Here is a 23,590-nt window from a genome sequence, read left to right as displayed (position 1 = left end):
AAAGCAATCAAAGATGCAAACGATACTCGGATCCGGCGGCGCCATCGGTACACCGCTTGCCAAAGTCCTCAAAGCCTATACTTCAAATATAAGACTGGTAGCCCGCAATCCCAGGCAGGTAAACGGCGACGATGAGCTCTTTCCAGCCGATCTTACCAACCGTATACAAGTTGATCAGGCTGTGGCCGGTTCGGAAGTGGTCTACCTGACGGTAGGGTTGGAATACAACATTAAAGTATGGCAGCGCGACTGGCCGCTGATCATGGGCCATGTAATCGCGGCTTGCGTAAAGCATGGCGCCCGCCTTGTGTTCCTCGATAATGTGTATATGTATGCGCCCGGCGCTATTCCGCACATGACGGAGTCCTCTCCTGTAGCGCCTTCCAGCCGGAAGGGCCGGGTGCGCGCTGCATTGCAGGATATGGTCTTTCGTGCCGTGAAGGAGCAGGGGCTGCAAGCACTGATCGCGCGCAGCGCTGATTTCTACGGACCGGATGTGCAGAACAGTCCGCTTGAGGTTACCGTGTTCGAAAAATTCAGGAAAGGAAAGAAAGCCTTCTGGGAAGCGGATGCAGGCAAAATACATTCCTTCACCTTCACCCCCGATGCCGCAAAGGCAACGGCCCTCCTGGGCAATACGCCCGATGCCTTCGGAGAAGTATGGCATCTGCCCACTTCCCGCGAAAAGCTGACCGGGAAAGATTTTATCGAAAGAATCGCCGGCGCCATGAATGTAGCGCCCCGGTACTATATCCTTTCCAAATTCATGATGAGCCTGGCCGGGTTGTTTGTGCCCCTGGTCAAAGAGCTGCGGGAAATGGCTTACCAGTATGACCGGGACTATTTCTTTGACAGCAGCAAGTTTGAGCAGCGCTTCTCCTGGCAGCCCACAAGCTATGCCGAGGGCTTACGCTTATGCCTGCAAAATGATGGCCGGGCTTCTTAATGCCTGTTGAGCGTGATCCATTTCCTGCCCCTGATCATCATCCGGATCCGCTGCTGCCTGAGCGATAGATTCGCCGCCGCTTCCTCATGCTCCCGGCGCCGGATACGGTAGGCCGACAGGATGTCTTTATAGTGCAATACACCGGTCACCTTGCGGCTGTCCGATGCTGCGCAAACCGGCAGCAGATCGGTATTCTGCTCCGACATTACCGCCAGCGCCCTGGTCAGGCTGTCGTTGCTTTTTACAGAAGCTGTATAGCTGCGCATCAGCGCGGATAAGCGCGTTTGCGGATCGGGCCGGAGGCGGAAGAGATCCATAGCGTCGATATAGCCTTTCAGCATGCCTTCCTGGTCGACCACCAGGAAATGCTGGCCGTTGGACGTTTCTTTTTCGAGAAATTCCTGCAGCTCGCCAATGGTCTGGTCTTCAGTCAGCACCAAGGCTTCGTCCTGCAGCACCTGCTCTACAGTAAGCTTGCTCAATATGTCAGGTTCGTAGGCATCGGGTGTGCTGATGCCACGCCGTGCTATCTTTTCAGTCATGATGGTATTTTCCATCAGGAAGAAGGAGACCAGGTAGGCCGCTGTGCAGGCGCCCAGCAACGGCAGCAGCGCATGGGACTGCATGGTGGCCTCGAGCGCAAAGGCTACGCTGGTGAGGTAAGCGCGGGAAGCGCCGGCAAACATCGAAGCCATGCCCACCAGCGCTGCCAGGGCAATGCTGATACCGCATCCGGGGAAAAGATAAAGGATGAGACTGCCCAGCGCTGCACCGCAGGCGCCGCCGATCGTGAGCAGGGGCGCCAGGGTTCCACCCGAGGTGCCGCTGCCTAAAGCAATAGACCAGGACAGGAATTTAAGGAGCATCAGGCTGAGCACCAACGACAGCGGGGCCGTGCCGGACAGCACGCTGGTGATATTGTCGTAACCTACGCCCAGCGTATGCGGTGCGAAATAGCCAACCACACCTACCGCTAAGCCGCCGATAGCGGGCCACCACATCCAGTGTATGGGCAAGTGCTCAAAAAGGTCTTCGATCCAATAGAGGATACGGGTAATGCCCAACGCCACAAAACCCACCAGCAAACCGATAAGGCTGTATATACCCAGCGCGGTATTGCTTGAAGGCAGCACCTGCGGCATAGGGAATACCGGACCGCTCTCGAAAAGCAGGTGATGGCCGGCTGCACCGGTAATACAGGCCAATGCTACGGGGAGTATGGCCCGGGGCGAAAATTCAAACAATAATAATTCAATCGCCAGGAAAATGGCCGCGATCGGTGTGCCGAAGATAGCCGACATGCCTGCTGTAGCGCCTGCTGCCAGGATGATCTTGCGTTCGTTGGAAGTGATGCGGAAAAATTGTCCGAGCGTGGAGCCCAATGCCCCGCCGGTAGCGATGATCGGCCCTTCGGCGCCGAAAGGGCCGCCTGTGCCGATAGCAATAGCCGAAGACAAGGGCTTCAGGAAGGTGATGACCGGCTTGATCCTGCTTTGGTTCACCAGGATCTGTTCCATGGCTTCAGGAATGCCGTGTCCCCGGATGGCTTTGGAGCCGTACAGTGCCATAAGCCCCACAATAAGCCCGCCGATGACGGGGATCACGATGACCCACCAGCCGAGATGATTGTCCGCCGGGCTATGCGCCGCAAGGCTGACGTTACCGAAGAAAGCAATATTGGTCACCAGGTTGATCAGGTAGATCAGCACTTTAGCAATCAGGCTAACGAATACGGCCACAATAACGGCGGCCAGCGACAGCTGGAGCAATCTTTTCTTTTGAAAGAACCGTTTATCGGTGTCGGCGCTGTCGGGAAGGTTAAGCGACAAGGATACGGGAATGCCTTTCTGCAAAGCGATTTTGCTGCGGGCAGGGTCGGATGCGGACATGGGATTTTTTTGAAAAAAAAAAGTAATACGCAATATTTTTTGCGATGCAAAGGTATGAAATGAATGAAATAATATTGTTTATTTTAGATTTATTGTATGGTTATTGCTTTTTGTGTCAAAAAATATTGCCTAAACCATATTTTTTGATCATTTTTCTTTCGATCTTATTGTTTTACATTTACTTTGTAAGCCTATGAAAGAGCATAAAGAGGGCTGCGACCTGGAAAGCTGTTTTCTCTGTCGCAGGTGCCTGAAGGATTGGTTGCCGGCAGTCGCCGTGCACAAAAGGAACTACCGCATCCGGAAAGGGCAGCCGGTCTTTACTGAAGGCGACCCGGTTACGGGGATCTACTTTATCTATGAAGGCAAGGTAAAGGTGCATAAACGCTGGGACGATGAGAAGGAGCTCATTATCCGCTTTGCCCGGAAAGGCGATATCGTGGGGCACCTGGGCCTGGGCGACGATCCTTATTTTCCGGTGTCAGCTACCGCCCTGGAGCCGGTAACGGTATGCTATATCGATATGCCTTTCTTCCGCTCCACGCTGGCTGTGAATTCGGAGATGGTCAATGCCTTGCTTCGCTTTTTTGCCAACGAGCTGCAGGAATCGGAGCGGAGGATGCGCAACCTGGTGCATATGCCGGTAAAGGCCCGCATCGCACAGGCCCTGCTGCAGCTGCAGCAGCAGTTCGGCGCCGATGCTGAGGGCTACATCGATATCGAGCTTTCCCGGCAAGACCTGGCTTCCTTTTCGGGCTCATCTTACGAAACACTGTTCAAGGTGATCAATGAGCTCAGCGCGCAAAAGATCATGACGGCCAACGGCCGACGGTTCAGGATACTCAACCACAGGAAGATGGATGCGTTGGTGGTCAGAAGCTAAACCCTAGGCCATATAGCCCTGGTTGCGCCGGAGCAGGGCGCGGTATTTGTTGAGAATGCCGGTACGGGATACAAAGCCTTTGTACTGCATATCATTGTCGACTACCGGGAAGATGTCGATATGTTCCTGGTCCATTTTTTGCATCACTTCAAACATATTGGCGCCCACATTGATGAAATAAAGCGTATTGTCCTGCAGCTGGCTGACGGTCGCCTGCCTGTCGCCCGAGACCAGGAGCTCCAGCAGCTTTTCCCCATAGACAATACCTTGCAATCTTCCATCCGGATCGACCACCGGGAAAATGTTCTTTTCGGTATGGATGATATCCTGGGCGCGGCTTTGCAAAGTGTCGTCCGGCTTCAGGATCACGAAATTGGTTTCCAGCACATACTTCAGCTTTATGCGTTGCAGAATGCTCCGCTCCCTGCCGGCATCCGTTTCCAGTTCGCCTTTTTCCGCCAGGCTTTTGGTGTAGATGGAATGTTTGAGCGCCGCTTTGTTGATGAAATAGCTAATTGCTGAAACGAGCATCAGCGGCACCATCAGCTCGTATCCGCCGGTAATTTCTGCAATAAGGAAGATGGCCGTTAGCGGGGCATGCATGATGCCGCTGAGCGCTGCAGCCATGCCGGCTACGATAAAATTGGTCGTATTGAGCTGTATACCGCCCAATTGGTTGATGGTATATGCGAAAATGAAGCCGGTGAAGCCTCCCATAACGAGGCTGGGCCCGAAGATACCGCCATTACCGCCGCTGTTTAGAGTGATGAGCGAGGCCAGCGATTTGCCGAATAAGGTAAGCACGGCGAAACCGATCAGGATCCAGGCATTGTGCTGATAGGCAGAAAAGAAACTGTTGGCCAGCAAAGAATGATAATTGCCATTCAGCAGGTGCTGTATCGTAATGTAGCCTTCCCCGTACAAGGCCGGAAAGAGGGCGATGAAGAGGCCGATGATCAATCCGCCTATCCAGATTTTGTGGTAAGTACCTTTGATCTTATGGAACAGCTTGTGTATCCTGAAATTCAGCTTTACGAAAAAGATGGAGAAGGCGCCGATGGCGATGGCCATAAGGATATAAAAGCCCAATGCAGACATGACCCAGCCCTCAGTGACGAGGACAAAAAGCGGCTTGCTGTAAAAGATACGGGCGACTACCGAAGCTGTGGCAACAGAGATAAGCAAGGGAATAAATACAGGAATGGAAAAGGCCGGGAGCAATACTTCCAGGGCAAAGACCATGCCGGCTATGGGACTATTGAAAGCGCCGGCAATACCGGCTCCTGCACCACAGGCCAGCAATAAGGTGACCTCGCGGTAATTGAGCCCGAAGAAACGCCCTATGTTGGAACCTATTGCCGATCCGCTGCTGGCGATGGGCGCTTCCAGGCCCACCGAGCCGCCAAAGCCTACTGTAATGGCGCTTGAGATGATCTGCGAATAAATGTTGTGGAAGTCAAGACGGCTGGAATTGTGGGTGATGTTGTAGATGATCGGCGTAAGACCGTGCTGGAATCTGGACCGCCGGATAAAGGTCTTTATATAGATCACGGTAAAAAAGATGCCGATCAGCGGGAAGACCAGGTATAGGTAATACTTGTATTGCCAGTGCAGCCCGTTCTGAAGAAAATCTTCGATAAGATGCGTCAGCTGTTTCAGCATAGATGCTGCCAGCCCACCCAGCACGCCCACCACCGCCGCCGCGATAATGAGGAAAGTCTCGTTGGATATCCGTTGTTTTCTCCATTGGTTAAGCCGGGTAATGAGGGCGAGGACTTTTTCATTCATGCCAAAATAAAATTGTTTGCAGACCGTTAAAACAACAGGAAATGGTTTGTAAAGGTAAACACAAAAAAGCCCCTGAATAGAAATCTGTTAAGGTGCTTAACATTTTTTAAAGTAACTTGCAGCATTAAAATATGAACCGTCGATTATTATGGATGTAGTTATTGAGTTTATTAAGCATTTGATCGATCCGAACTGGATTATGGCGCATGGCGGACTTTTTCTCGTTGCCTTTATCATTTTTGCAGAAACCGGTTTGTTTATCGGCTTTTTTCTTCCCGGCGACTCGCTGCTTTTCATTACCGGTATGATTATTGCATCGGCCGATGCTGCTAATGCTGTACCTTTTGCCAGCCACCCGGTCAATCTTGTCTTCTGGATCATTGCCTTCAGCGTATGTGCTGTGCTCGGTAATATAGTCGGTTATTGGTTTGGCCGCAAGTCAGGCCCCTTGTTGTTTGAACGGAGGGAAACCTGGCTGTTCAAGCGGAAGCACCTACATGCTGCCCGGGAGTTTTATGAAAAGCGTGGCGGCGGCGCGATCATTATCGCCCGTTTCCTGCCTATCGTGCGCACTTTTGCTCCTATCGTAGCAGGTATTGTGCACATGGATTTCAAGAAATTCTTCCTGTACAATATCATCGGCGCCCTGGCATGGATCATCAGCATTACTACCCTGGGCTTTGTGCTGGGTGAGAATGTATGGGTGCGGGAACACCTGGAATATATCATTATCGGGCTGGTAGTGGTCACCACAGCTCCTGTATTGTTCAAGATGTTCTTCGGTCGCAAGAAGCCGGCAGGAGAGAAGGTGAATGAGCCCGATGAAATGACCACAGCATAAAATAATGTCAGATAATAAAGCCCCGGTGAATCGCAATTCCCGGGGCTTTTTTGTAAGTTAGCTTTCAAATTCCAAGTATATGCCGACAACAGATCCCCGGATCGATGCGTATATTGAAAAGGCAGCACCTTTTGCACAGCCGATACTGAACCACATCCGGGCGCTGATCCATGAGCATTGCCCCGATATACAGGAGAACATCAAGTGGGGATTCCCGCATTTCGATTATAAGGGAAAAAGCCATTTCAGCCTGGCCTCCTTTAAGCAGCATTGCGCTTTCGGCTTCTGGCTGGCCGGCGCTATGAAAGACCCCAAAGGTATATTGCAGCTGGAAGAAAAATCGGCAATGGGTTCTTTAGGCAAGATCACCGCACTGAAGGACCTGCCCTCAGATAAAATATTTGCTACTTATCTTAAAGAGAGCATCCGCCTGGCCGATGAAGGCATCAAAGCGCCCAAAGCACCGAAAAAGGCGGAAGCACTACCTATGGAGGTCCCCGAAGCCTTCCGGAAGGCCCTGGCGAAGAATAAAAAGGCGCAGGCTGTGTTCGAACAGTTTGCACCTTCCCATCGTAAAGAGTACCTGGAATGGATATCTGAAGCAAAGCGCGAAGAGACCAGGACGAAGCGCATTGAGCAGGCCATCGCCTGGATGGCTGAAGGTAAGCCCCGGCATTGGAAATACCAGTGATGATTTGCGGGAGTTCCCGGGTATTTGTCGAATTGCTTTACTTTGCGGCGTGAACCGCTACTTTACTGTTTTTATCTTTTGCTGCTGCAGCCTGTCACTCACTGCTAAACTGTGCGCCCAATCCCTGCAGGATACGCTGAAGGAAGTCCGGATCCTGGAACAGCACCGCGACTCGGCAGATGTACGCAAACTGTTTACTGCGGGGCAGCAAACACAAACGATCGAAAAAGTTTACAAGGACCTCTACAGCACGCAAAGCCTGGCTAACCTGCTGTCCCAGCAAACGCCTGTTTTCGTAAAATCTTATGGTATTAACGGCATCGCGACCCTGTCATTGCGTGGTGCTTCAGCAGCGCAATCCACTGTATTGTGGAATGGTGTGCCCATTCTGAACCCTGCCCTGGGCGTAGCCGATATCTCGATCTTATCTACCGGGCTTTTCGACAGGATCAGCCTGCAATACGGCAGCTCTGCGGCTTTGTTTGGCAGCGGCAATGTAGGTGGCGCTTTATTGCTGGAGCAATACGCGGCTACATTTACCAAAGATAAGCTGGTCGATCTCACACTTGGCGGCGGCAGCTATGGCCGCAGGGATATCGGTGCGAAGGCAGTCTGGCAGAACAACCGCTGGCGGGTGAGCCTGCGCGGCTTTTACCAGCATACGGCCAATGATTTCCCTTATGCCAATGATCAGGGAGAAGAACGAAAGCTGTCTAATGCACGGCTGAATGCCGGCGGAGGGCTCTTTACTGCTGATTATAAGCTGGGCCGGCAAGATGCCGAACAGGTGCTCAGCCTACAGGTATGGTACCAGCAATACCGCAGGGAGATCCCGCCTGCGCTCTTTGAACAATACTCTGTAAAGAAACAGACCGATGCTTCCTTACGCAGCCTGCTGGGCTGGCATAAGCAGACCCGGCGCAGCTACTTCTATGCCAAGGCTTCACTGAACAGAGAGTACCTGCATTACCAGGATAGCGTGGTGTTGCCGGATAACCGGAACAACATTACCCAGTATTACCAGGAACTGGGCTGGAAGTTCCGGCTCGATGCATCGGTGCCGGAGAAGACATTTGAGCATTATGTGCTGCTGTTCTCCCCGCTGCAATATGCCGTGGCCAAGGGTAATAATATCAGCAATAAAGAAGAGCAGTTCCGGCCGGCTATTGTAGCGACTTACAGCCTGAGTGCCTGGAAAGGGCGGCTGAAGGCCAATGCGGCGCTGCGGCAGGAGTGGGTGAATGGTAAAGCGGCGCCGCTGTTACCCGGCGCCGGCGCCGATTTCAGCTTGCTGCAGCTGGATCGTCAAAGGACAGCGATTGATTTGCGGTTGCAGGGAAATGTCCAGCGCAGCTATCGTATACCTACACTTAATGAGCTGTATTATTTCCCCGGAGGGAATATCAACCTGAAGCCGGAACAGGGCTGGAATATCGACGGCGGCTACGCTTTCGTCTTTTTACTTCATAACAAACGCGCGGAATCGCTGCTCCGCGTCGATCACCAGCTGCATGCTTTTAACCGCAACATCCATGATTGGGTGTACTGGCTGGGTGGCGCTATATGGACGCCTTACAATATCGCTGAAGTGCATAGCCGCGGTATGGAAACCGACAATACCATCCGGCTGACGACAGGACCGGTACAATGGCATGTAGGGATGAAGTACGCCTATGTGCTGTCTACGACGGTATCCTCGTACCAGCCCAATGATGGCAGCGCCGGGAAGCAGATCCCTTATGCGCCGAGGTATAACGGACAGGTCAACGCAGGCTGCACGATCGCAAGATTATTCCTCAACTACAACCATACCTATACCGGCTATCGCTTTGTGACGGTGGATGAATCGCAATACCTGGAACCTTACCAGACAGGTAACCTGCAATTGCTGTACAACTGGACGCCAGGCAATTATCGCCTGGGCCTTTCGGCGCAAATCCAGAACCTTTGGAACACCCGCTATGAAGTGGTGAATGCCCGGCCTATGCCCGGTCGTTATTTTATCGTGAGTCTGCAGCTGGGCTGGCGACAATCCTGATTAGCATAGTCTTTAAACAGAAACCGTGAACAGCCCGCTGAGCTTAAATATCGCTTCGCCGTTCCTTTTGAAATCGGCCGTGCAGGGATACTGGCCATCTTCTTCTTTCCAGGCAAGGTTCACTTCTATCTCGTCCGCAGCTGCGGGTATGAGCAATTGCAGAAACTTTAGCTGGTGCCCTTTACGGAACAGCAGCCTCCGGCCTGTTTGCTGCTCCAGCAGCTCTTTAACGATCTGAACCATGCATACGCCTGGCACCACCGGCTGACCAGGAAAATGACCCCGGAAAATATCGTGTTCCGGGTCAATATGAATACCCGCTTTAAGCTGCATTGGTGAGCCGGTTTGTGTGTTGATCGTATAAAAGCTATTCCGGAGTATCATCAGGTGTTATCTTTTTAAGGTCGATAGTAAAATGGGCGCGCAGGTGCCTGATGTTGATGGTTTCGGGCAATTGCTGCAGCGGGGAAGGCGGCGTAAAGCGCATGGTTACTACCTTGCGTTTCTCGTCTGCATTATCAATGCCGGTAAGCATGCTGCTGCTATTGGTGATGTAGTAAGTAAAGCCCTTTGCGAGGTTGAAACGAGTATAGGTAGCTCTGTCTTTTGCTGACTGGTAGACCCCTTCCGGTTGTCCGCCAAGTCCTTTCACCAGGAGTAATTCAAAATCTTTACGGAGCGTTTTGATCAGCGCCGGCTTATTCATCTGATCGATGATGTTGTATACCCGGAAGGAATCTTTGTTGTTCCAGCCAAAATCAAAAAAGGTATTGCCCATCTCGCTTTGGAATACCACGCGGTCGCCTTCCGCTCCCAGGTGTTTCAGGTAGAGGATGCCGCTGAGGTGGAATTTTTTGAAAACGAACTTGCCGTCGACGACGCAGCGGTAAAGCGCTTTGTCCAGGCGGGGTTTTAATGCAGCGCTGCTGAGCGGCTGCGCTGGCTGTATCTTTTCCAGATCACGGTAGGCTTGCCGGTTGCAGGAAAGCAGCAGCAGCAGCAGCAGCAGGCTAGCGGACAGAAAACAACGCATCGCTGAGGGGAGTATTGGTCTTTTTATTGCTGAAAGTCATCTCGGTAAAATCGCCGCCCTGCTCGCTCATTACCAGCTTGCTGACGCTGTTGTCTGCTTTGTCCAGGTAGACTTCAATACGGGCAAAGAGTCCCTTCATCGCATTGTTGACCGGGCTAAGCTGCAACAGGTATTGCCCCTTGCTGTCGTAGGCTTTTACATTGAAGTCCTTGTTGGTGAATACTGTGCCACGCATGCAATCCATCATTACCCGGTTGACGCTTTGCATGGTCTTGCTGTTGCGGGTATTGACCTTATTGCTTTTCTGCTCGTCCTTCACCATGATCTGCCCTCCATTCATCACCAGCAGGTACTGGAAGGGGCTCTGGTATTCGATGCGGATCTTGTCTTCTTTCCGGAAGTAAAATTTTCCCCTTGAGCTTACCTTGTCGTTCATCATTTTCATGTGCTTGACCTGGGTGAAATCGCTGGAGATAGATTGGGTACTCCTGGCTGTGGCTGCCAGGCTGGTTTGCAGTGCTGCCGTGCTGGCCAGGGTCTTAAAGCCTGCCGGGGTCTGCGCCTGAGCAGAGGTAATAGTCGCCAGAGAAAATGCCGCCGTGAGCCATAGCTTTTGTATCCGCATGATCATGATTTGCGGGCAAAGATATTGATATTTACCATGCTCCTTTGTTTTGAGGGGTTAAAAGAGTTCCAGCTGGTTGCCTTTGATACGCCTGAAGGCCGTAAGATCGTATTCAAAAAAGGTCTCGTTGAGGTGAAACTTACGACAGTAAAGCTTGAATTGCTGCCGGATCATCTCGGCAAATTTTCCTTCTCCGCGCATGCGGGTGCTGAAACGGCTGTCGTTGACCTGTCCGCCATGGCAGGCCTCGATCTGTCCCCATACTTTATCGGCACGGTCGGGAAAGGTCTTGTACAGCCAGTCTTTGAAAATATCACCTATAGCGCCGTTCAGCCTTACAATAGTATAGCCTGCCCATAGCGCGCCGGCTTCTGAGGCGGCTTTCAGGGTATCGTGCATGTGCATGTCGTTGAGGCCGGGGATGAGCGGGGCATTCATGATGCCTGTGGGTATGCCCTTCCGGCTCAGGGTTTGCACCACGTTCAGGCGGCCTTTGTAGGTAGCGGTGCGGGGCTCCAGCAGGGAGCGCAGCTTTTCGTCCACCGAGGTAACGGATACATAAACGCAGACCAGATTCCGGATGGCCAGCTCCTGCAACAGATCCAGGTCGCGAAGGACCAACGCATTTTTGGTAATGATGCCCACCGGGTTGCGGAATTCGAGGCAGATTTCCAGCAATTGCCGGGTCAGCTTCATTTTGCGCTCGATGGGCTGGTAGCAATCGGTATTGCCTGATAAGGAGACCGGGGCCGGCTGCCAGTTCCTGTTCTCGAAAAATTTGCGCAGCAGCTTTGGTGCATTGTGCTTGACGACTATGCGGCTTTCAAAGTCAAGACCGGCGCTGTAACCCCAGTATTCATGCGTGTTCCGGGCATAGCAATAAATACAGCCATGCTCACAGCCCTGGTAGGGATTCAGCGAAAAGGACATGCCCACATCGGGGCTTTTTACTTCGTTGACGATGGTCTTGCTTTCGTCGAGTATGTATTCTGTTTTGCGTTCTTCCTGCTCCCAATCGTCGATACCTTCGCTATGTTCCTGTACATATTCGCCTTTCAGAAAGCGGTTTTTGGGATTGAACTGGGCGCCTCTTCCTTTGGTAAATTCGTTATGGCTGTGTTGGACGATCATGCTGCACACTCCTTCTTTTGCTAGCTTATGCTGTGAGGAAAATAAAAAAACCTCCGGTCCTGCTCCGAAGGTTTTAAAGTTACGAAATCCGCTGCGTCAATTTTCGGCGGAGCGTGGTGGCAGCGTCAATAATTTTTTCTGAAAATCTTCAATACAGGGCTGAAGGTCGTTCCTGAATTCAGATAAGGTCGTATCGCCACTTTTGTTGAATGTTCGCCATTGGTCAGCATCCATCTTTGCATTGAGCTTATCGCCCATGCAATTGCAGTAGCTTTCCACGAGCTTGCGCCCTTCTGTGCTGGCTACTGTTGAATCTTTGGCATAACGGTTCACGCAGCCTTTTACAAAATCCCTGCGATAGTCTTCCCGGCTGGGTTTGCAGCCTGCTGAGACCAGGAGAGAGATCAGGCCTGTCCATAATGCATATTTCCTCATGCGCTGTACATTAAGCCGCGAAAATACTATATAAAAAGACACAGGGCAGAACGCCTTGTGTCTTTTTATATATTCCCTTGCCGGAGCGTAGCGAATGCTGACCCGGTCGGGTAGTGTTATACATCAAATTTGATACCCTGTGCCAAGGGCAGCTGTGTGCCGTAGTTGATAGTATTGGTCTGGCGACGCATATAAGCTTTCCAGGCATCTGAACCGCTTTCTCGGCCGCCGCCGGTTTCTTTTTCGCCACCGAAGGCGCCGCCGATCTCTGCTCCGGAGGTGCCTATGTTGACATTGGCGATGCCGCAATCGCTGCCGGATGCCGACAGGAACAGTTCGGCCTCGCGCAGGTTGCCGGTGAAGATAGAAGAGGAGAGACCCTGGGGCACACCATTCTGCATTTCGATGGCTTCCTCAATGGTGCTGTATTTAAGCACATAAAGGATAGGTGCAAAGGTTTCTTCCTGTACGATCTCGTATTCATTTTTAGCTTCTATAATGCAAGGCTTTACATAGCAGCCGCTTTCGTATCCTTTGCCGGTCAATACGCCGCCGGGAACTACTACCTTACCGCCTTCCTGCTTCGCCTTTTCGATGGCTTTCAGGTAATCCTCAGTAGCTTTCTTGTCGATCAGGGGACCTACGTGGTTGGCTGCATCGAGCGGGTTGCCGATTTTCAGCTGTCCGTAAGCTTTTTTCAGCACGCTGATGGTCTTGTCATAAACGCTTTCGTGCACGATCAGGCGGCGGGTAGAAGTACAGCGTTGACCGGCTGTGCCTACTGCGCCGAATACGGTGCCCATCAGCACCATGTTCAGGTTGGCATGTTCGGAAACGATAACGGCGTTGTTGCCGCCCAGCTCCAGGATAGACTTGCCGAAACGGCCGGCAACCACTTGTGATACGTGGCGCCCGATGCGGGTGGAGCCGGTGAAGGACACCAGGGGGATGCGTTTGTCGTTATTGATGAGATCGCCGGAGGCATTGCCGATCACCAGGCAGCTTACGCCTTCCGGTACGTTATTGCGTTTTAATACATCGGCGATGATATTCTGGCAGGCAATAGCGCAAAGCGGTGTTTTCGAGCTGGGCTTCCAGATGCAGACATCGCCGCATACCCAGGCAATGGCAGCGTTCCAGCTCCATACTGCTACAGGGAAGTTAAATGCGCTGATAATGCCTACAATACCCAGGGGATGCCACTGCTCATACATGCGATGCTGGGGACGTTCGCTGTGCATGGTAAGGCCATACAGCTGGCGGGACAGGCCTACGGCGAAGTCGCAGATATCGATCATCTCCTGAACCTCTCCGAGGCCTTCCTGGAGGCTTTTACCCATTTCATAAGATACGAGCGCGCCCAGTGCGTTCTTCTTTTTGCGGAGCTCTTCGCCTATCTGGCGAACAACTTCACCTCTTTTCGGTGCGGGCCAGCTGCGCCATTCTTTAAACGCGGCTTCGGCCTTGTCCATTACTTTCTGAAAGGTCTTTTCGGTAGCCTCATCGGTAGAAGCGATCAGCTTGCCGTCTACGGGCGAATAGGAATCAAGCTGCGTGCCGCCGCCTTTCAGCCATTTGGTGCCGGTAGAAGCGCCGGCGTTCATTTTTTCAATACCTAAGTCAGACAGAATCTTTTTAGTATTCATATGATTGTTTGTATTTTTTCAAATTGCCGGGCAAAGGTAAGCATATTGGCAGGATATATGATCTTTTCGGCCTCCTGCAAGCTGCTTATGCTTTGAGAATAGCCGGGCTGGTTAAAAAGAGGGGCCGCCCGTCCAGGCAGCCCCTCTTTTATTTTTTAAGGAAATTGTCGAAGTAGTCTGTGATCTTCTGCATCAGGTGCACCCTGTCTTTACCGAGGACATTGTGCTCGTGGCCCGGATAGACAAAGTAATCGAGCTGTACGCCGTTATCGACGCAGGCTTTGAGGAAGCGCATGGAATGCTGCCATACAACAACATTGTCCTGTGCGCCATGGATCATCAGCAATTTGCCTTTCAGGTTCTGCGTTTTCGTCAGCAGGTTGTTGTCCTCGTATCCTTTGGGGTTTTCCTGGGGCGTATCCATGTAGCGCTCGGTATACATGATCTCGTACATGCTCCAATCAATTACCGGGCCACCGGCTACGGCACATTTGAACACATCGGGATGCCGCAGCATAAGGGAAGTTGTCATGAAGCCGCCAAAGCTCCATCCATGCACACCCATGCGGCCGGCATCGACAAAAGACAGGGATTTAAGATAGTCTACACCCTTGAGCTGATCGTCCATCTCTACGGTGCCCAGGCGACGGAAAGTTGCCTGTTCGAACTGCAGCCCGCGATTGGCGCTTCCACGGCCGTCCATGGTAAATATGATATAGCCCTGCTGGGCCATGTATTCGTACCAGAGATTGCCGCTGGCAGGGAAATTGTTGGTAACCAGCTGTACATGCGGTCCATTGTAGAGATATACGATCACCGGGTATTTGCGGGTGGGGTCGAAATGGGTGGGGTAGATCAGCTTGCCGTATAAAGGTGTGCCATCATCGGCTTTCAGGGTAACCGATTCCACCTTGGGGCGCTCGTAGGCAGCCAGCGGGTCGGCTGCTGTCAGGATGTTCTTTCTCCACTTTTTGGTTGTTGCGCTTACATCAATGTTGCGGGGAATATCTTTGCTTTGATAGCGATCGATTATGTAATCACCTTCCGAGCTTACATCGACAAGATGGAATCCCGGTGCTTCATCCAGGCGGGTTATTTTTCCTGATGTCCAGTTTGCGGCATAGATATGCTTTTCCAAGGGCGATTCCTTGGTCGCAGTAAGGATAAGCTCTTTGCTTCTGGCATTGACGCCGGCAATAGCATTGACAAGCCAGGCTCCTTGTGTAACCTGGTTTAATAATTTGCCTTCAGTATTGTAACGGTAGAGGTGCATGTACCCGTCGCGCTGGCTCCACCAGATGAACTCGGTATTGCTGCCGGGCAAAAAGGTAAGCGGGTGCTGAGGTTCGACATACTTTTGGTCTGTTTCTTCCAGCAGCGTTTTAACGAAGTCGCCGGTGATGGCGTTGTATTGATTGAGCCAGAGATGGTTTTGCGCCCTGTTCAATATGGTAATGTAGATAAAGCGCTCGTCGGGGCTCCAGGTAATTCCTGTCAGGTACTGGTCTTTGGGCGTTCCTGTTTTTACATAAACTGTCTGACGCGTTATCGGATTGTAAATGCCCAGGGTAACTTCGTGTGACCGGTTGCCGGCCATGGGATATTTGATATTTGTATTCCTGGCGGGTGAGGCGCTCCAATCGATGATAGGATAATCATTGACCATACGCTGATCCATGTGGTAAAAGGCGAGCAGGTTTCCTTTGGGTGAAAAGAAGATGCCTCCTTCAATACCAAACTCATTCCGGTGTACGGCCTGCCCGCTGATTATATTTGGATCCGCGTCTGCAGTTACCTGGAGCGTGTTGCCATGATTGTCGTTCAGGTAGAGGTTATTGCCCATCGTATAGGCCATCTGTCTGGCCTGGTAATCCGGCTTTATGTTATTAGCGCTGTCTGGTAATGTTTTCCAGGCATTGAACTGCCACGTGCCGTTCAGCAACTGTCCCCGGTAATATTTATTGCCGGATGCAAAATAACATTTATCCTTTTCCTGCCATTGTATTTCAGGAAGCTCCTGCAGCGCAGGTGCGGAAGCAATTTGCTTGTTTATATCAGTCACCCTGAAGATGGTATCCGATTTCATGGCAGGTACATTGACTTTGACCAGCGCACCATCGAGCGCTTGTCCGGCCAGGTATACGTAGGCACTTTCCCCGGGGATCCAATTGAGCTGCTTCAGGTTCTTAGGTGCAAGGGTTGATTTTAAGCCCAGGACAGCTTCCTGCATAGTAAACTGTTTTTGCTGGGCAACACTTGTGAAGCTGATGGCCGACAATAAGAGTAAAAGTAGACTTTTGTTCATTCGTCAAAAATAAAAGGATGTCTTCTAATAACAGAGGGGGAATTTATGGGGGATGAAGCGCAGAAAGTAAATTTGATAATAAAATATGAATTTTGTAGCTTTGGAGATGAGAATAACCGCAAAAGAAGAGAAACACTTCTACGACATCGCCTTAACCCGGGCAGAGCGTATAGGCGATAGAACCGCCCGGCACCTCCTAAGCCATTTTGAAACCGCTAAAAACATATTTAATGCATCTTCCAGACGCATAGCTACCCTCGACGGCCTCAATCACAAAAAAATCGAAGCGCTTAGAAAGGCCGTAGATGAAAAGGCTATCCGAAAGGAGCTGGCATTTATTGATAAATATGATATTAAGCCGTTATTGATTACCGACGAGCAATACCCACGGCACTTAAAGGCCTGCCCCGATGCTCCGGTGCTTTTGTATTATAAAGGGAATGTACCATTGAATAACGTGCGGCTGGTCGCCGTTATCGGTACCCGTAAAAATACAGACTATGGTGTGCAGCTTACCCATGCTTTGCTGGAAGGGCTCCAGGGACAGAATGTCGCTATCGTGAGCGGACTGGCTTACGGTATCGATGTAATCGCCCATCGTAAAGCTTTGCAACTAGGTATTCCAACCCTCGGTGTGCTCGCTCATGGCATGGATACGATCTATCCCGCACAGCATAGACATGTTGCAAGGGAAATGATCCTGAACGGCGGATTGCTTACAGAATACTCATCCGGTACCGGGCCTGACCGTTTTCATTTCCCGATGCGCAATCGTATCGTGGCCGGTATGTGCGATGTCACTGTAGTCATCGAAACAGAGCGAAAGGGTGGCGCCATGATCACTGCAAAGCTGGCTTCAAGCTACAACCGTGAAGTAGCGGCTTTCCCCGGAAGGACTATCGACAGAAAATCCGATGGCTGTAACTACCTGCTGAAGACGAATATCGCTCAATTGATTACCGGCCCGGAAGAGCTGATCGAAATGATGAACTGGGACCAGCAGGTATCCAAGCCGGCAATACAGCAGCGCCTGTTTGCGCATTTAAGCGATGAGGAGCGCGTACTCATTCATGCGCTTGAATCTTCGGAAGGTATGCACGTTGATGAGCTAAGCCTTAAGACCGGCATGACAACATCTGTATTAAATCATATGCTCCTGGCTCTGGAGCTGAATAACGTAGTAAGAACATTACCCGGTAAGCGATACCGATTGCCCTGAACCTGAATAATGAATACTGCTTATGAAGCGTACCGATCCGGCAAAGCCTAACCGTATCAAGTATTGGGCTGAAGACGACCGTCCCAGAGAAAAAATGAAAACCAAGGGTAATGAGGCGCTAACGGATTCAGAGCTTATCGCCATCCTGATCCAGAGCGGCAATAAAGAAAAGTCGGCGCTTGACCTGGCGCGGGATATGCTGCTGTTAGGCAATGATAACCTTTCAAGGCTGGGAAAACTGCATATATCCGATTTTCAGCAGATCAAAGGTATCGGGGAAGCGCGTGCCATCACCCTGGCAGCGGCTCTTGAACTGGGCCGCAGAAGACAAATTGCCGAAGGGGTAGAGCTTAAGGAGGTAAGTAACAGCAGAACTGCGGCGGAGATTCTTGTTCCCCTGCTGGGCGATCTTCATCATGAACGCTTTTGCCTCATTTGCCTCAGCGCCAGCAATAAATTACTACATTACGAGGTGATCAGCTCCGGCGGGCTTACCAGCACTATTGTCGATACCAAGCTGATCTACAAAATAGCACTGCAGCATCTCGCAACTAAATTGATCCTCGCACACAATCACCCTTCAGGCAATCTCAAACCCAGTATTTCGGATAAGAATATTACCGAAAAAATAAGGCAGGGTGCCCGTTTGCTGGATCTTTATCTGATGGATCACCTCATTATCGCCGATAAAAAATACTTCAGCTTTGCCGACGAAGGGCTGCTGTAGTCATAAGCCCAGCTCTTCCTGTATAAACAGCCGTATCATATCCAGGGCAGTGTTGGTCGCCTGTTCTTTATTACGCAGCCTGTCATAAAAGAAGTGACATTTGCGGCTTACAGTTCGCCGCTTGCCAGCAATGGCCATCCATACTGTTCCCACCGGTTTCTCTGCTGACCCTCCTCCCGGCCCTAATATGCCCGATATGGAGAGTGCAATATCGGTGCGCATGATGCTGCGGACTTCTTCGGCCATTTGGGTTACGGTCTCTTCGCTTACTGCACCGACTGTCTCAAGGATTGCTTTGGGTACTTTGAGCAGTGTTTCTTTTACTTCGTTGTCGTAGCTTACTATCGAGCCCTTAAAAAAGGAGGAGCTTCCTGGTATATTGGTAATGCGATTGGCCAGATAGCCTCCTGTACAGCTTTCGGCGAGGCTTAAGCTCAACCTGTGCTCTTCCATTAGCCGTGCCAGGATCTCTTCGGGAAGCAGGTCTTCTGCTGCGGCCACGATATTGCCCAGGCGCTGGCTGATCAGTTCGGCGCGAATATCTACTTCGGCTTGCAATGCGGCTTTATCTTCCCCTTCTGTAGTCAGCCGTAGCTTTACATAGCCGGGAGTAGGCAGGTAGGCCAGGTGGATATGTGGCGGCAAGGCTGTTTCAATGTCCTCGATCTTGTCTGCTATAAAGCTTTCTCCTACGCCTGCAACGATTAATGTTTTGTGTATGATATGGTTGCCTGCCAATCGCTCTTTTAACCTTGGGAGGGCCTCTTCGGTCATAATCGTCTGCATCTCGAAGGGGACGCCGGGCAGGGAAATAATTATGCAGCCGTCCTTTTCGAACCACATGCCGGGGGCTGTACCCAGGCGGTTAAACAGTACCTTGCAGCTTTCAGGCACTTCCGCCTGCTTCAGGTTGCGCTCCAGGAAGGGCCGGTTGCGTTTGGTGAAGATTTGCTTTACATGCTGCAATACCGTTTCATTGACGACGAGCCTGCTGTCGAAATATTCACTGAGCAAAGGTTTGGTAATATCATCAGCAGTAGGACCGAGGCCCCCGGTAAGCAGGATCAAAGCGGCCTGGGGAATGGATTCATCAAGGGCCGTGACGATTGCCGAACGTTCGTCGGCTACTGCTATGCGTCGCTTTACGTTGATGCCGATATGATTCAGCTGCTGTGCGATCCACGCGGAGTTGGTATCTATGGTCTGTCCGATCAGCAGCTCGTCGCCGATGGTTATTATAATGGATTGATGAGACAAGGGGTGTGCTATTTTTCAGCAAATATAGCGGCTGCCCGGCGAATCTGCCGATGTATAAAATCAATAGTCGAATTTTGCGGTAAAGCTCACTTTTTCCCTTCCCTTGGTGAAGGCGTACCAGTTGCCCCTGTAGCTGATATATACAGGCAGCAGCAGATCGCCTTTCTGCTGCAGATCCACGTGGATCGTAACATCAAAGTCATAGGCCAGGGTGCTGTAGGACAAAGCGTAATCCCTGGAAACAATGGAATAATCCGACTGGCGGAACCAGGTTCTGAATTGTTTGTACACCACTTCGCTGGTGTATTCTTTTTTTGGTGTGGCCTCAAACAGGTAGCAGGGAACGCCGTTCTTGTCTTCCACAGCTAAACGGAAGTTGTACATCCTCGCTATATCGGCATCAAAAATGGCTGATTTGTTGCCCATAAAGGGTATGCCTTGTATCCGGCTACCGGGATTGAACATGAGCTGCTTCAACCTGGCTTTGTTTTTTTCCAGACTGCCTTTGCCATTCACTGATTTTTCCAGCTGCCCTTTGACAATGTTGTCTTCGCCGCAGATTTTGCCTTTGGTAAAGAACAGCGAAGCATACAGTTCGGCTGTATAATAGTTGTATTCCTTCTTCCGGTTATAAAAATCACCGGTTACTTTTTCTTCCAGCACATTCATGGTGCGGCATCCGTTTCTCGCGATTTGCTTGGTTTCGCTGGTAAGGGACGCTTTCACCTTATTCCCTTTTTTTTCAAAAATCCTGATGTCATTTTCTGCATTGTAGGTGACCAGGTGCATGCTGCGAAATGCTTTGTAAAAGGTAGTGTCGTTCTTGATCCGTTCGATGAAGTCTTTTATGTCGAAACCTTTATCAGACGATTTAATGATGACTTCGTCTATAAGGATCGGCGCAAAGTAAGAATTGGTATCCAGCACCTGCGCGGCTGCCGGTCCGCTGTTCCAGCTCCATACAAACAGGAGCAGGATCAAACGGTATGAAATCATATAGGGCCGGCGGCGAAATAGGGAAGGCATACTCAAGGTGAGTTGTTTTCAGGGTATATACAGGTAACAAAGGCAAGCGGTTTATGTTGCCTGCATCAGTACTTCTGCGATCTGCAGGTCTTCGGTAGTGGTGATCTTAATGTTCTTCTTCAGTCCTTCCGTCAGGAATACGGGGAGCTTCATGTGTTCCAGCACCGTGGCTTCGTCTGTAAATGCGTCCTGGTATTCCTGCTCAAATGCGCGCAGGATCAGGTCTGCCCTGAAGGTTTGCGGTGTTTGGATAATTCTTAGCATGTCCCTGTCTACCGCTTCAAAGGCGGCTTCTTTCCACTGCCGTATGCTGTCTGTAACCGGTATGGCAGGTATGGCATTGCCTTTTTCAGCGGCCAGATCATAGCAGCGTATCAGCAGGTCACGGTCGATCAGCGGACGAACGGCATCGTGAATAAATACGATGCTGCCGGGAAGCGCTTCAGCCAGGCCGTTCTTCACACTGTGAAAACGGGTCGGTCCTCCTTTCACAATCGTCAGGTCTATTCTTTCCGCGAAGGCCTGTAGCAGGATATTGCTGTAGCTGATGTGTTCTTCCGGAAGCACCAACACAATCTTAATACCGGGAAAGGTATCCAGAAAGGTTTTTGCAGCGTAATACAGAATTGGTTTGCCGCATAAGGGTAAAAATTGCTTGGGTATGGCAGAACCCATACGGAGGCCTTTGCCGCCGGCAACAAGCACAAGTGTAGTCGGTAAATTTCTCAATGATTCCATTGTGGATGCTAAGGGCGCAAAGATAACAACCAAAGACAAGCGCCGGAAATCCTCCGGCGCCCGACATAAATAATCTTTCGTATTACTGCTTTTGGACCGCTCCGGGCGCTGCTTTCTGCTGAAGGTCGGTTTGCTGCCGGCGCTGCATCATTATCTGCTTTCTTTCGGCCTTGGCAGCTTCATATTTCTGAACCTGATCGGGAGTCAGGATCGCTTTTACCTGGTTCTCGGTTTCTTTCCGCTGAATCGCTCTGCCGTTATTCGCCTGTGCGTCCTTTACAAATAATTCATTCAGCTTCTGTTTCTGGTCGGCAGATAAGGTCAATTCCTTATCCAGCCTTTCCACACGGTGCTGCGCTATGCGCTCCGGCGATTTCCGGACTACGCCGTCAACGTTCCTGCTTTGCCTGGTTACTGCAACCTTCTGATCCTGTTTCATTTCCTGTGCAAAGGCTACGGAAAGGCCGGTCAAAGTAATACCAGCCACGAAAAGTATCTTTTTCATATTGTTCTGATTTGTTTCTTTTGACAACCCTTGTTGAAAATAGTTTAATAGCTGCAGGGCTATTCGAGGTGCGCCCCTGTTAATTTACCACCTTCATAATTAACAATAATATGCTCCTGCAGTGTGGTGGCTACAGAATGGCCGATAATGTCCGGTGTTACCGGGAAATTCTTATGTTTCCGGTCGACAAGCACAGCGACCTGGATCTTTTTAGGTTCAAAGGCCAGCAGGGGCTTCAATGCATAAAGCAGCGTCTTGCCTGAGTTCGCAACATCATCGACCAGGATAACGGATTTGCCGTTCAAAGCACCAGCAGTGAGCACCGGCTCCTTTTCAAGGGGATTTTTTTTGTTGATCTCAAGGCTGGACAGTTGTATTTTGAGCGGGCTGATCTCCTGCAATATCTCGGCAATCTTGGTGGCAACAGCAGCGCCGACCTCCCGGATGCCAATCATAAATATCTCTTCTTCTTCACTGTTCTGTTCCCATATCTCAAAGGCCATGCGCCTTAATTTTTGCGCTATCTGTGCAGCCGTCAGGATCGCGATTTGATTCATGCCGTTCTTATTGTAATGGATGATAATGATATGATGAAAAGACCTCGCCTATGCCGAGCGAATGGCAACCACCGGATCAAGCCTCGATGCAGCCCGGGCAGGGATATAGCCTGCCAACACGCCCACAAACGAAGAAATAGAAATGCCGGTAATAATATTCTTAAAAGATAAGGAGACCGGAAAGTTCATGCCATAGGTCAATACCAGGGAAAGCAACAAAACGATCAGGATACCGATGAGACCACCTATAAGACAAAGTGTGATCGCCTCGATCAGGAATTCGGTAAGGATGGCCGGCCGCCGGGCGCCGATGGCTTTTTTCAGACCTATGATCTTGGTCCGTTCTTTTACCGATACAAACATGATATTGGCAATACCAAAACCACCGACGAGCAGCGAAAAGAAAGCGACAATGATACCTACGATATCGATCATGGCAAACATCTGGTCCAGCTGCGCGGTGATCTGGCTGAGCTTATTGATGGAAAAGTTGTTCTTGGCTCCGGGTTGTATTTTACGGTTTGCTCTTAAGATACCTTCTGTTTCATAGCTGATCTCATCACTGGTCATCCCGCTTTTCGCCTTGACCATCATTGTAATGTCCGCGTCGAGATCGGTAACGTCTTTCACTGCGGCAGCTGCAAAAAAAGGGAAAATAAGCCCCCGGTCGAAGTTGAAGCCAGCTACGTTATCGCCCAGCTTCTTCAGGGTTCCGATAACCGTGAATTTCCGCCCGAGGAAGGTGACGGACTTGCCCGTGGGATTGGCAATGCCGGGGAAAAGGGAGCGGGTCACATCATAGCCCAGCACAACCCTGTTGTTACCACCGGATAATTCGGTACTGTTGAAATAGCGTCCTTCCGCTATTTCAAAGTTTTGCATTTTTTCAAAATGATCGGTTACGGCGTAGCCGGTAATGCCGGTCAGCTCATATTGGTTCTGCTTGGCGGTGATATTGCCTTCCGAATAGCTCAACGTAGCATACCGTACCGTTTGCGCCTGCTGCTCCACAGCCCTCAGGTCCCTGTATCGCAGTACGGGACGGCGCCAGTATTCCCACCATTTGTATTCACCGCCTTCGTCGGTCCAGGGCCATTTGCTGATATAAATAACATCATTGCCCAGGCTGGCCACACTGCTGCGGATATTCTTTTCCAGGCTGTCCAGCACCGTCGATACGGCTACGATACAGAAAATACCAATGGTTACGCCCAGGAGGGACAGAAAGGTCCGCAGCTTATTCACCTTCAGCTCCTGAAGGGCCATTTTGAAACTGGTAACGGATATTCTGATAAACTGGCGCATAGGGA

The 23,590-nt window shown here is 50.8% G+C and carries 22 protein-coding genes; 7 read left to right on the top strand and 15 right to left on the bottom strand.

Annotated elements, in window-relative coordinates; translation table 11 throughout:
- The first annotated feature begins 13 nt into the window (after nt 1–13).
- Entirely contained in the window at nt 14–946 is a 933-nt protein-coding gene (locus DZC79_RS08105; protein WP_118951062.1) for an NAD-dependent epimerase/dehydratase family protein, read from the top strand.
- Here the strand turns inward: DZC79_RS08105 and DZC79_RS08100 are convergent.
- The gene (locus DZC79_RS08100; protein WP_118951479.1) at nt 943–2,835 is read right to left on the bottom strand and encodes a chloride channel protein; all 1,893 of its coding nucleotides are present in this window, start codon (nt 2,833–2,835) and stop codon (nt 943–945) included. The two genes, DZC79_RS08105 and DZC79_RS08100, sit on opposite strands and share 4 nt — an antisense overlap.
- A gap of 193 nt (nt 2,836–3,028) precedes the next feature.
- On the opposite strand from DZC79_RS08100, the gene DZC79_RS08095 reads away from it, so the two are divergent.
- The gene (locus DZC79_RS08095) at nt 3,029–3,718 is read left to right on the top strand and encodes a Crp/Fnr family transcriptional regulator (RefSeq protein ID WP_118951061.1); all 690 of its coding nucleotides are present in this window, start codon (nt 3,029–3,031) and stop codon (nt 3,716–3,718) included.
- A 3-nt stretch (nt 3,719–3,721) separates the two neighbouring features.
- Here DZC79_RS08095 and DZC79_RS08090 read toward each other — a convergent pair whose 3' ends face one another.
- On the bottom strand, nt 3,722–5,506 hold the full coding sequence (locus tag DZC79_RS08090) for a chloride channel protein (protein ID WP_118951060.1): 1,785 nt from the start codon (nt 5,504–5,506) through the stop codon (nt 3,722–3,724).
- Nucleotides 5,507–5,654: 148 nt separating this feature from the next.
- Here DZC79_RS08090 and DZC79_RS08085 point away from each other — a divergent pair, with 148 nt between their 5' ends.
- The 3 genes from DZC79_RS08085 to DZC79_RS08075 all read left to right on the top strand — a co-directional run bounded on the left by DZC79_RS08085 (nt 5,655) and on the right by DZC79_RS08075 (nt 9,076).
- Nucleotides 5,655–6,347, top strand: coding sequence for a DedA family protein (locus tag DZC79_RS08085; protein ID WP_118951059.1), 693 nt, complete (start codon nt 5,655–5,657; stop codon nt 6,345–6,347).
- A gap of 79 nt (nt 6,348–6,426) precedes the next feature.
- Complete coding sequence (locus DZC79_RS08080; protein ID WP_118951058.1) at nt 6,427–7,038, top strand: YdeI/OmpD-associated family protein; 612 nt, start codon at nt 6,427–6,429, stop codon at nt 7,036–7,038.
- A 49-nt stretch (nt 7,039–7,087) separates the two neighbouring features.
- Nucleotides 7,088–9,076 (top strand): TonB-dependent receptor, encoded by a 1,989-nt coding sequence (locus DZC79_RS08075; RefSeq protein ID WP_157977005.1) that lies wholly within the window; start codon nt 7,088–7,090, stop codon nt 9,074–9,076.
- Nucleotides 9,077–9,088: 12 nt separating this feature from the next.
- Here the strand turns inward: DZC79_RS08075 and DZC79_RS08070 are convergent, their stop codons facing one another.
- The 7 genes from DZC79_RS08070 to DZC79_RS08040 all read right to left on the bottom strand — a co-directional run bounded on the left by DZC79_RS08070 (nt 9,089) and on the right by DZC79_RS08040 (nt 16,176).
- Nucleotides 9,089–9,409 (bottom strand): hotdog family protein, encoded by a 321-nt coding sequence (locus tag DZC79_RS08070; RefSeq protein ID WP_118951478.1) that lies wholly within the window; start codon nt 9,407–9,409, stop codon nt 9,089–9,091.
- A gap of 34 nt (nt 9,410–9,443) precedes the next feature.
- Entirely contained in the window at nt 9,444–10,109 is a 666-nt protein-coding gene (locus tag DZC79_RS08065; protein ID WP_118951056.1) for a hypothetical protein, read from the bottom strand.
- Nucleotides 10,087–10,734, bottom strand: a complete 648-nt coding sequence (locus DZC79_RS08060) for a LolA family protein (protein WP_198666824.1) — start codon at nt 10,732–10,734, stop codon at nt 10,087–10,089. Before DZC79_RS08060 ends, DZC79_RS08065 begins: the two co-directional genes overlap by 23 nt.
- Nucleotides 10,735–10,791: 57 nt before the next feature.
- Complete coding sequence (locus tag DZC79_RS08055; protein WP_118951477.1) at nt 10,792–11,865, bottom strand: PA0069 family radical SAM protein; 1,074 nt, start codon at nt 11,863–11,865, stop codon at nt 10,792–10,794.
- A gap of 96 nt (nt 11,866–11,961) precedes the next feature.
- Nucleotides 11,962–12,300 carry a hypothetical protein gene (locus tag DZC79_RS08050; protein WP_118951054.1) on the bottom strand — a complete coding sequence of 113 codons (339 nt, stop codon included), beginning with the start codon at nt 12,298–12,300 and terminating at the stop codon, nt 11,962–11,964.
- Between the two features lie 116 nt (nt 12,301–12,416).
- On the bottom strand, nt 12,417–13,946 hold the full coding sequence (gene amaB / locus DZC79_RS08045; RefSeq protein ID WP_118951053.1) for an L-piperidine-6-carboxylate dehydrogenase: 1,530 nt from the start codon (nt 13,944–13,946) through the stop codon (nt 12,417–12,419).
- A gap of 148 nt (nt 13,947–14,094) precedes the next feature.
- On the bottom strand, nt 14,095–16,176 hold the full coding sequence (locus tag DZC79_RS08040) for a S9 family peptidase (protein ID WP_198666823.1): 2,082 nt from the start codon (nt 16,174–16,176) through the stop codon (nt 14,095–14,097).
- A 181-nt stretch (nt 16,177–16,357) separates the two neighbouring features.
- Between DZC79_RS08040 and dprA the strand changes: the two genes are divergently transcribed.
- The gene (gene dprA, locus DZC79_RS08035) at nt 16,358–17,470 is read left to right on the top strand and encodes a DNA-processing protein DprA (protein WP_198666822.1); all 1,113 of its coding nucleotides are present in this window, start codon (nt 16,358–16,360) and stop codon (nt 17,468–17,470) included.
- Nucleotides 17,471–17,492: 22 nt separating this feature from the next.
- A complete protein-coding gene (radC, locus tag DZC79_RS08030; RefSeq protein WP_118951050.1) occupies nt 17,493–18,197 on the top strand; it encodes a RadC family protein in 705 nt (234 codons plus the stop codon).
- On the opposite strand, the gene DZC79_RS08025 is transcribed toward radC, so the two are convergent.
- From DZC79_RS08025 to DZC79_RS08000, 6 genes are all read right to left on the bottom strand, one after another.
- A complete protein-coding gene (locus DZC79_RS08025) occupies nt 18,198–19,454 on the bottom strand; it encodes a competence/damage-inducible protein A (RefSeq protein ID WP_118951049.1) in 1,257 nt (418 codons plus the stop codon).
- Nucleotides 19,455–19,514: 60 nt separating this feature from the next.
- The gene (locus DZC79_RS08020) at nt 19,515–20,450 is read right to left on the bottom strand and encodes a LolA-like protein (protein WP_118951048.1); all 936 of its coding nucleotides are present in this window, start codon (nt 20,448–20,450) and stop codon (nt 19,515–19,517) included.
- Between the two features lie 81 nt (nt 20,451–20,531).
- Entirely contained in the window at nt 20,532–21,209 is a 678-nt protein-coding gene (locus tag DZC79_RS08015; RefSeq protein WP_232831791.1) for a 2-C-methyl-D-erythritol 4-phosphate cytidylyltransferase, read from the bottom strand.
- Nucleotides 21,210–21,300: 91 nt separating this feature from the next.
- Nucleotides 21,301–21,723: a hypothetical protein gene (locus DZC79_RS08010; RefSeq protein ID WP_157977004.1), complete on the bottom strand. Its 423-nt coding sequence runs from the start codon at nt 21,721–21,723 to the stop codon at nt 21,301–21,303.
- A gap of 59 nt (nt 21,724–21,782) precedes the next feature.
- Nucleotides 21,783–22,280, bottom strand: a complete 498-nt coding sequence (locus DZC79_RS08005; RefSeq protein WP_118951045.1) for a phosphoribosyltransferase family protein — start codon at nt 22,278–22,280, stop codon at nt 21,783–21,785.
- Nucleotides 22,281–22,328: 48 nt separating this feature from the next.
- Nucleotides 22,329–23,546, bottom strand: a complete 1,218-nt coding sequence (locus DZC79_RS08000) for an ABC transporter permease (RefSeq protein ID WP_198666821.1) — start codon at nt 23,544–23,546, stop codon at nt 22,329–22,331.
- Nucleotides 23,547–23,590 lie beyond the last annotated feature (44 nt).

The organism is Taibaiella helva (assembly GCF_003545695.1).
GTDB classification, from domain to species: Bacteria; Bacteroidota; Bacteroidia; order Chitinophagales; family Chitinophagaceae; genus Taibaiella; species Taibaiella helva.
The sequence above is the reverse complement of the archived record's forward strand: the minus strand, read 5'-3'. Positions and strand labels throughout refer to the sequence as shown.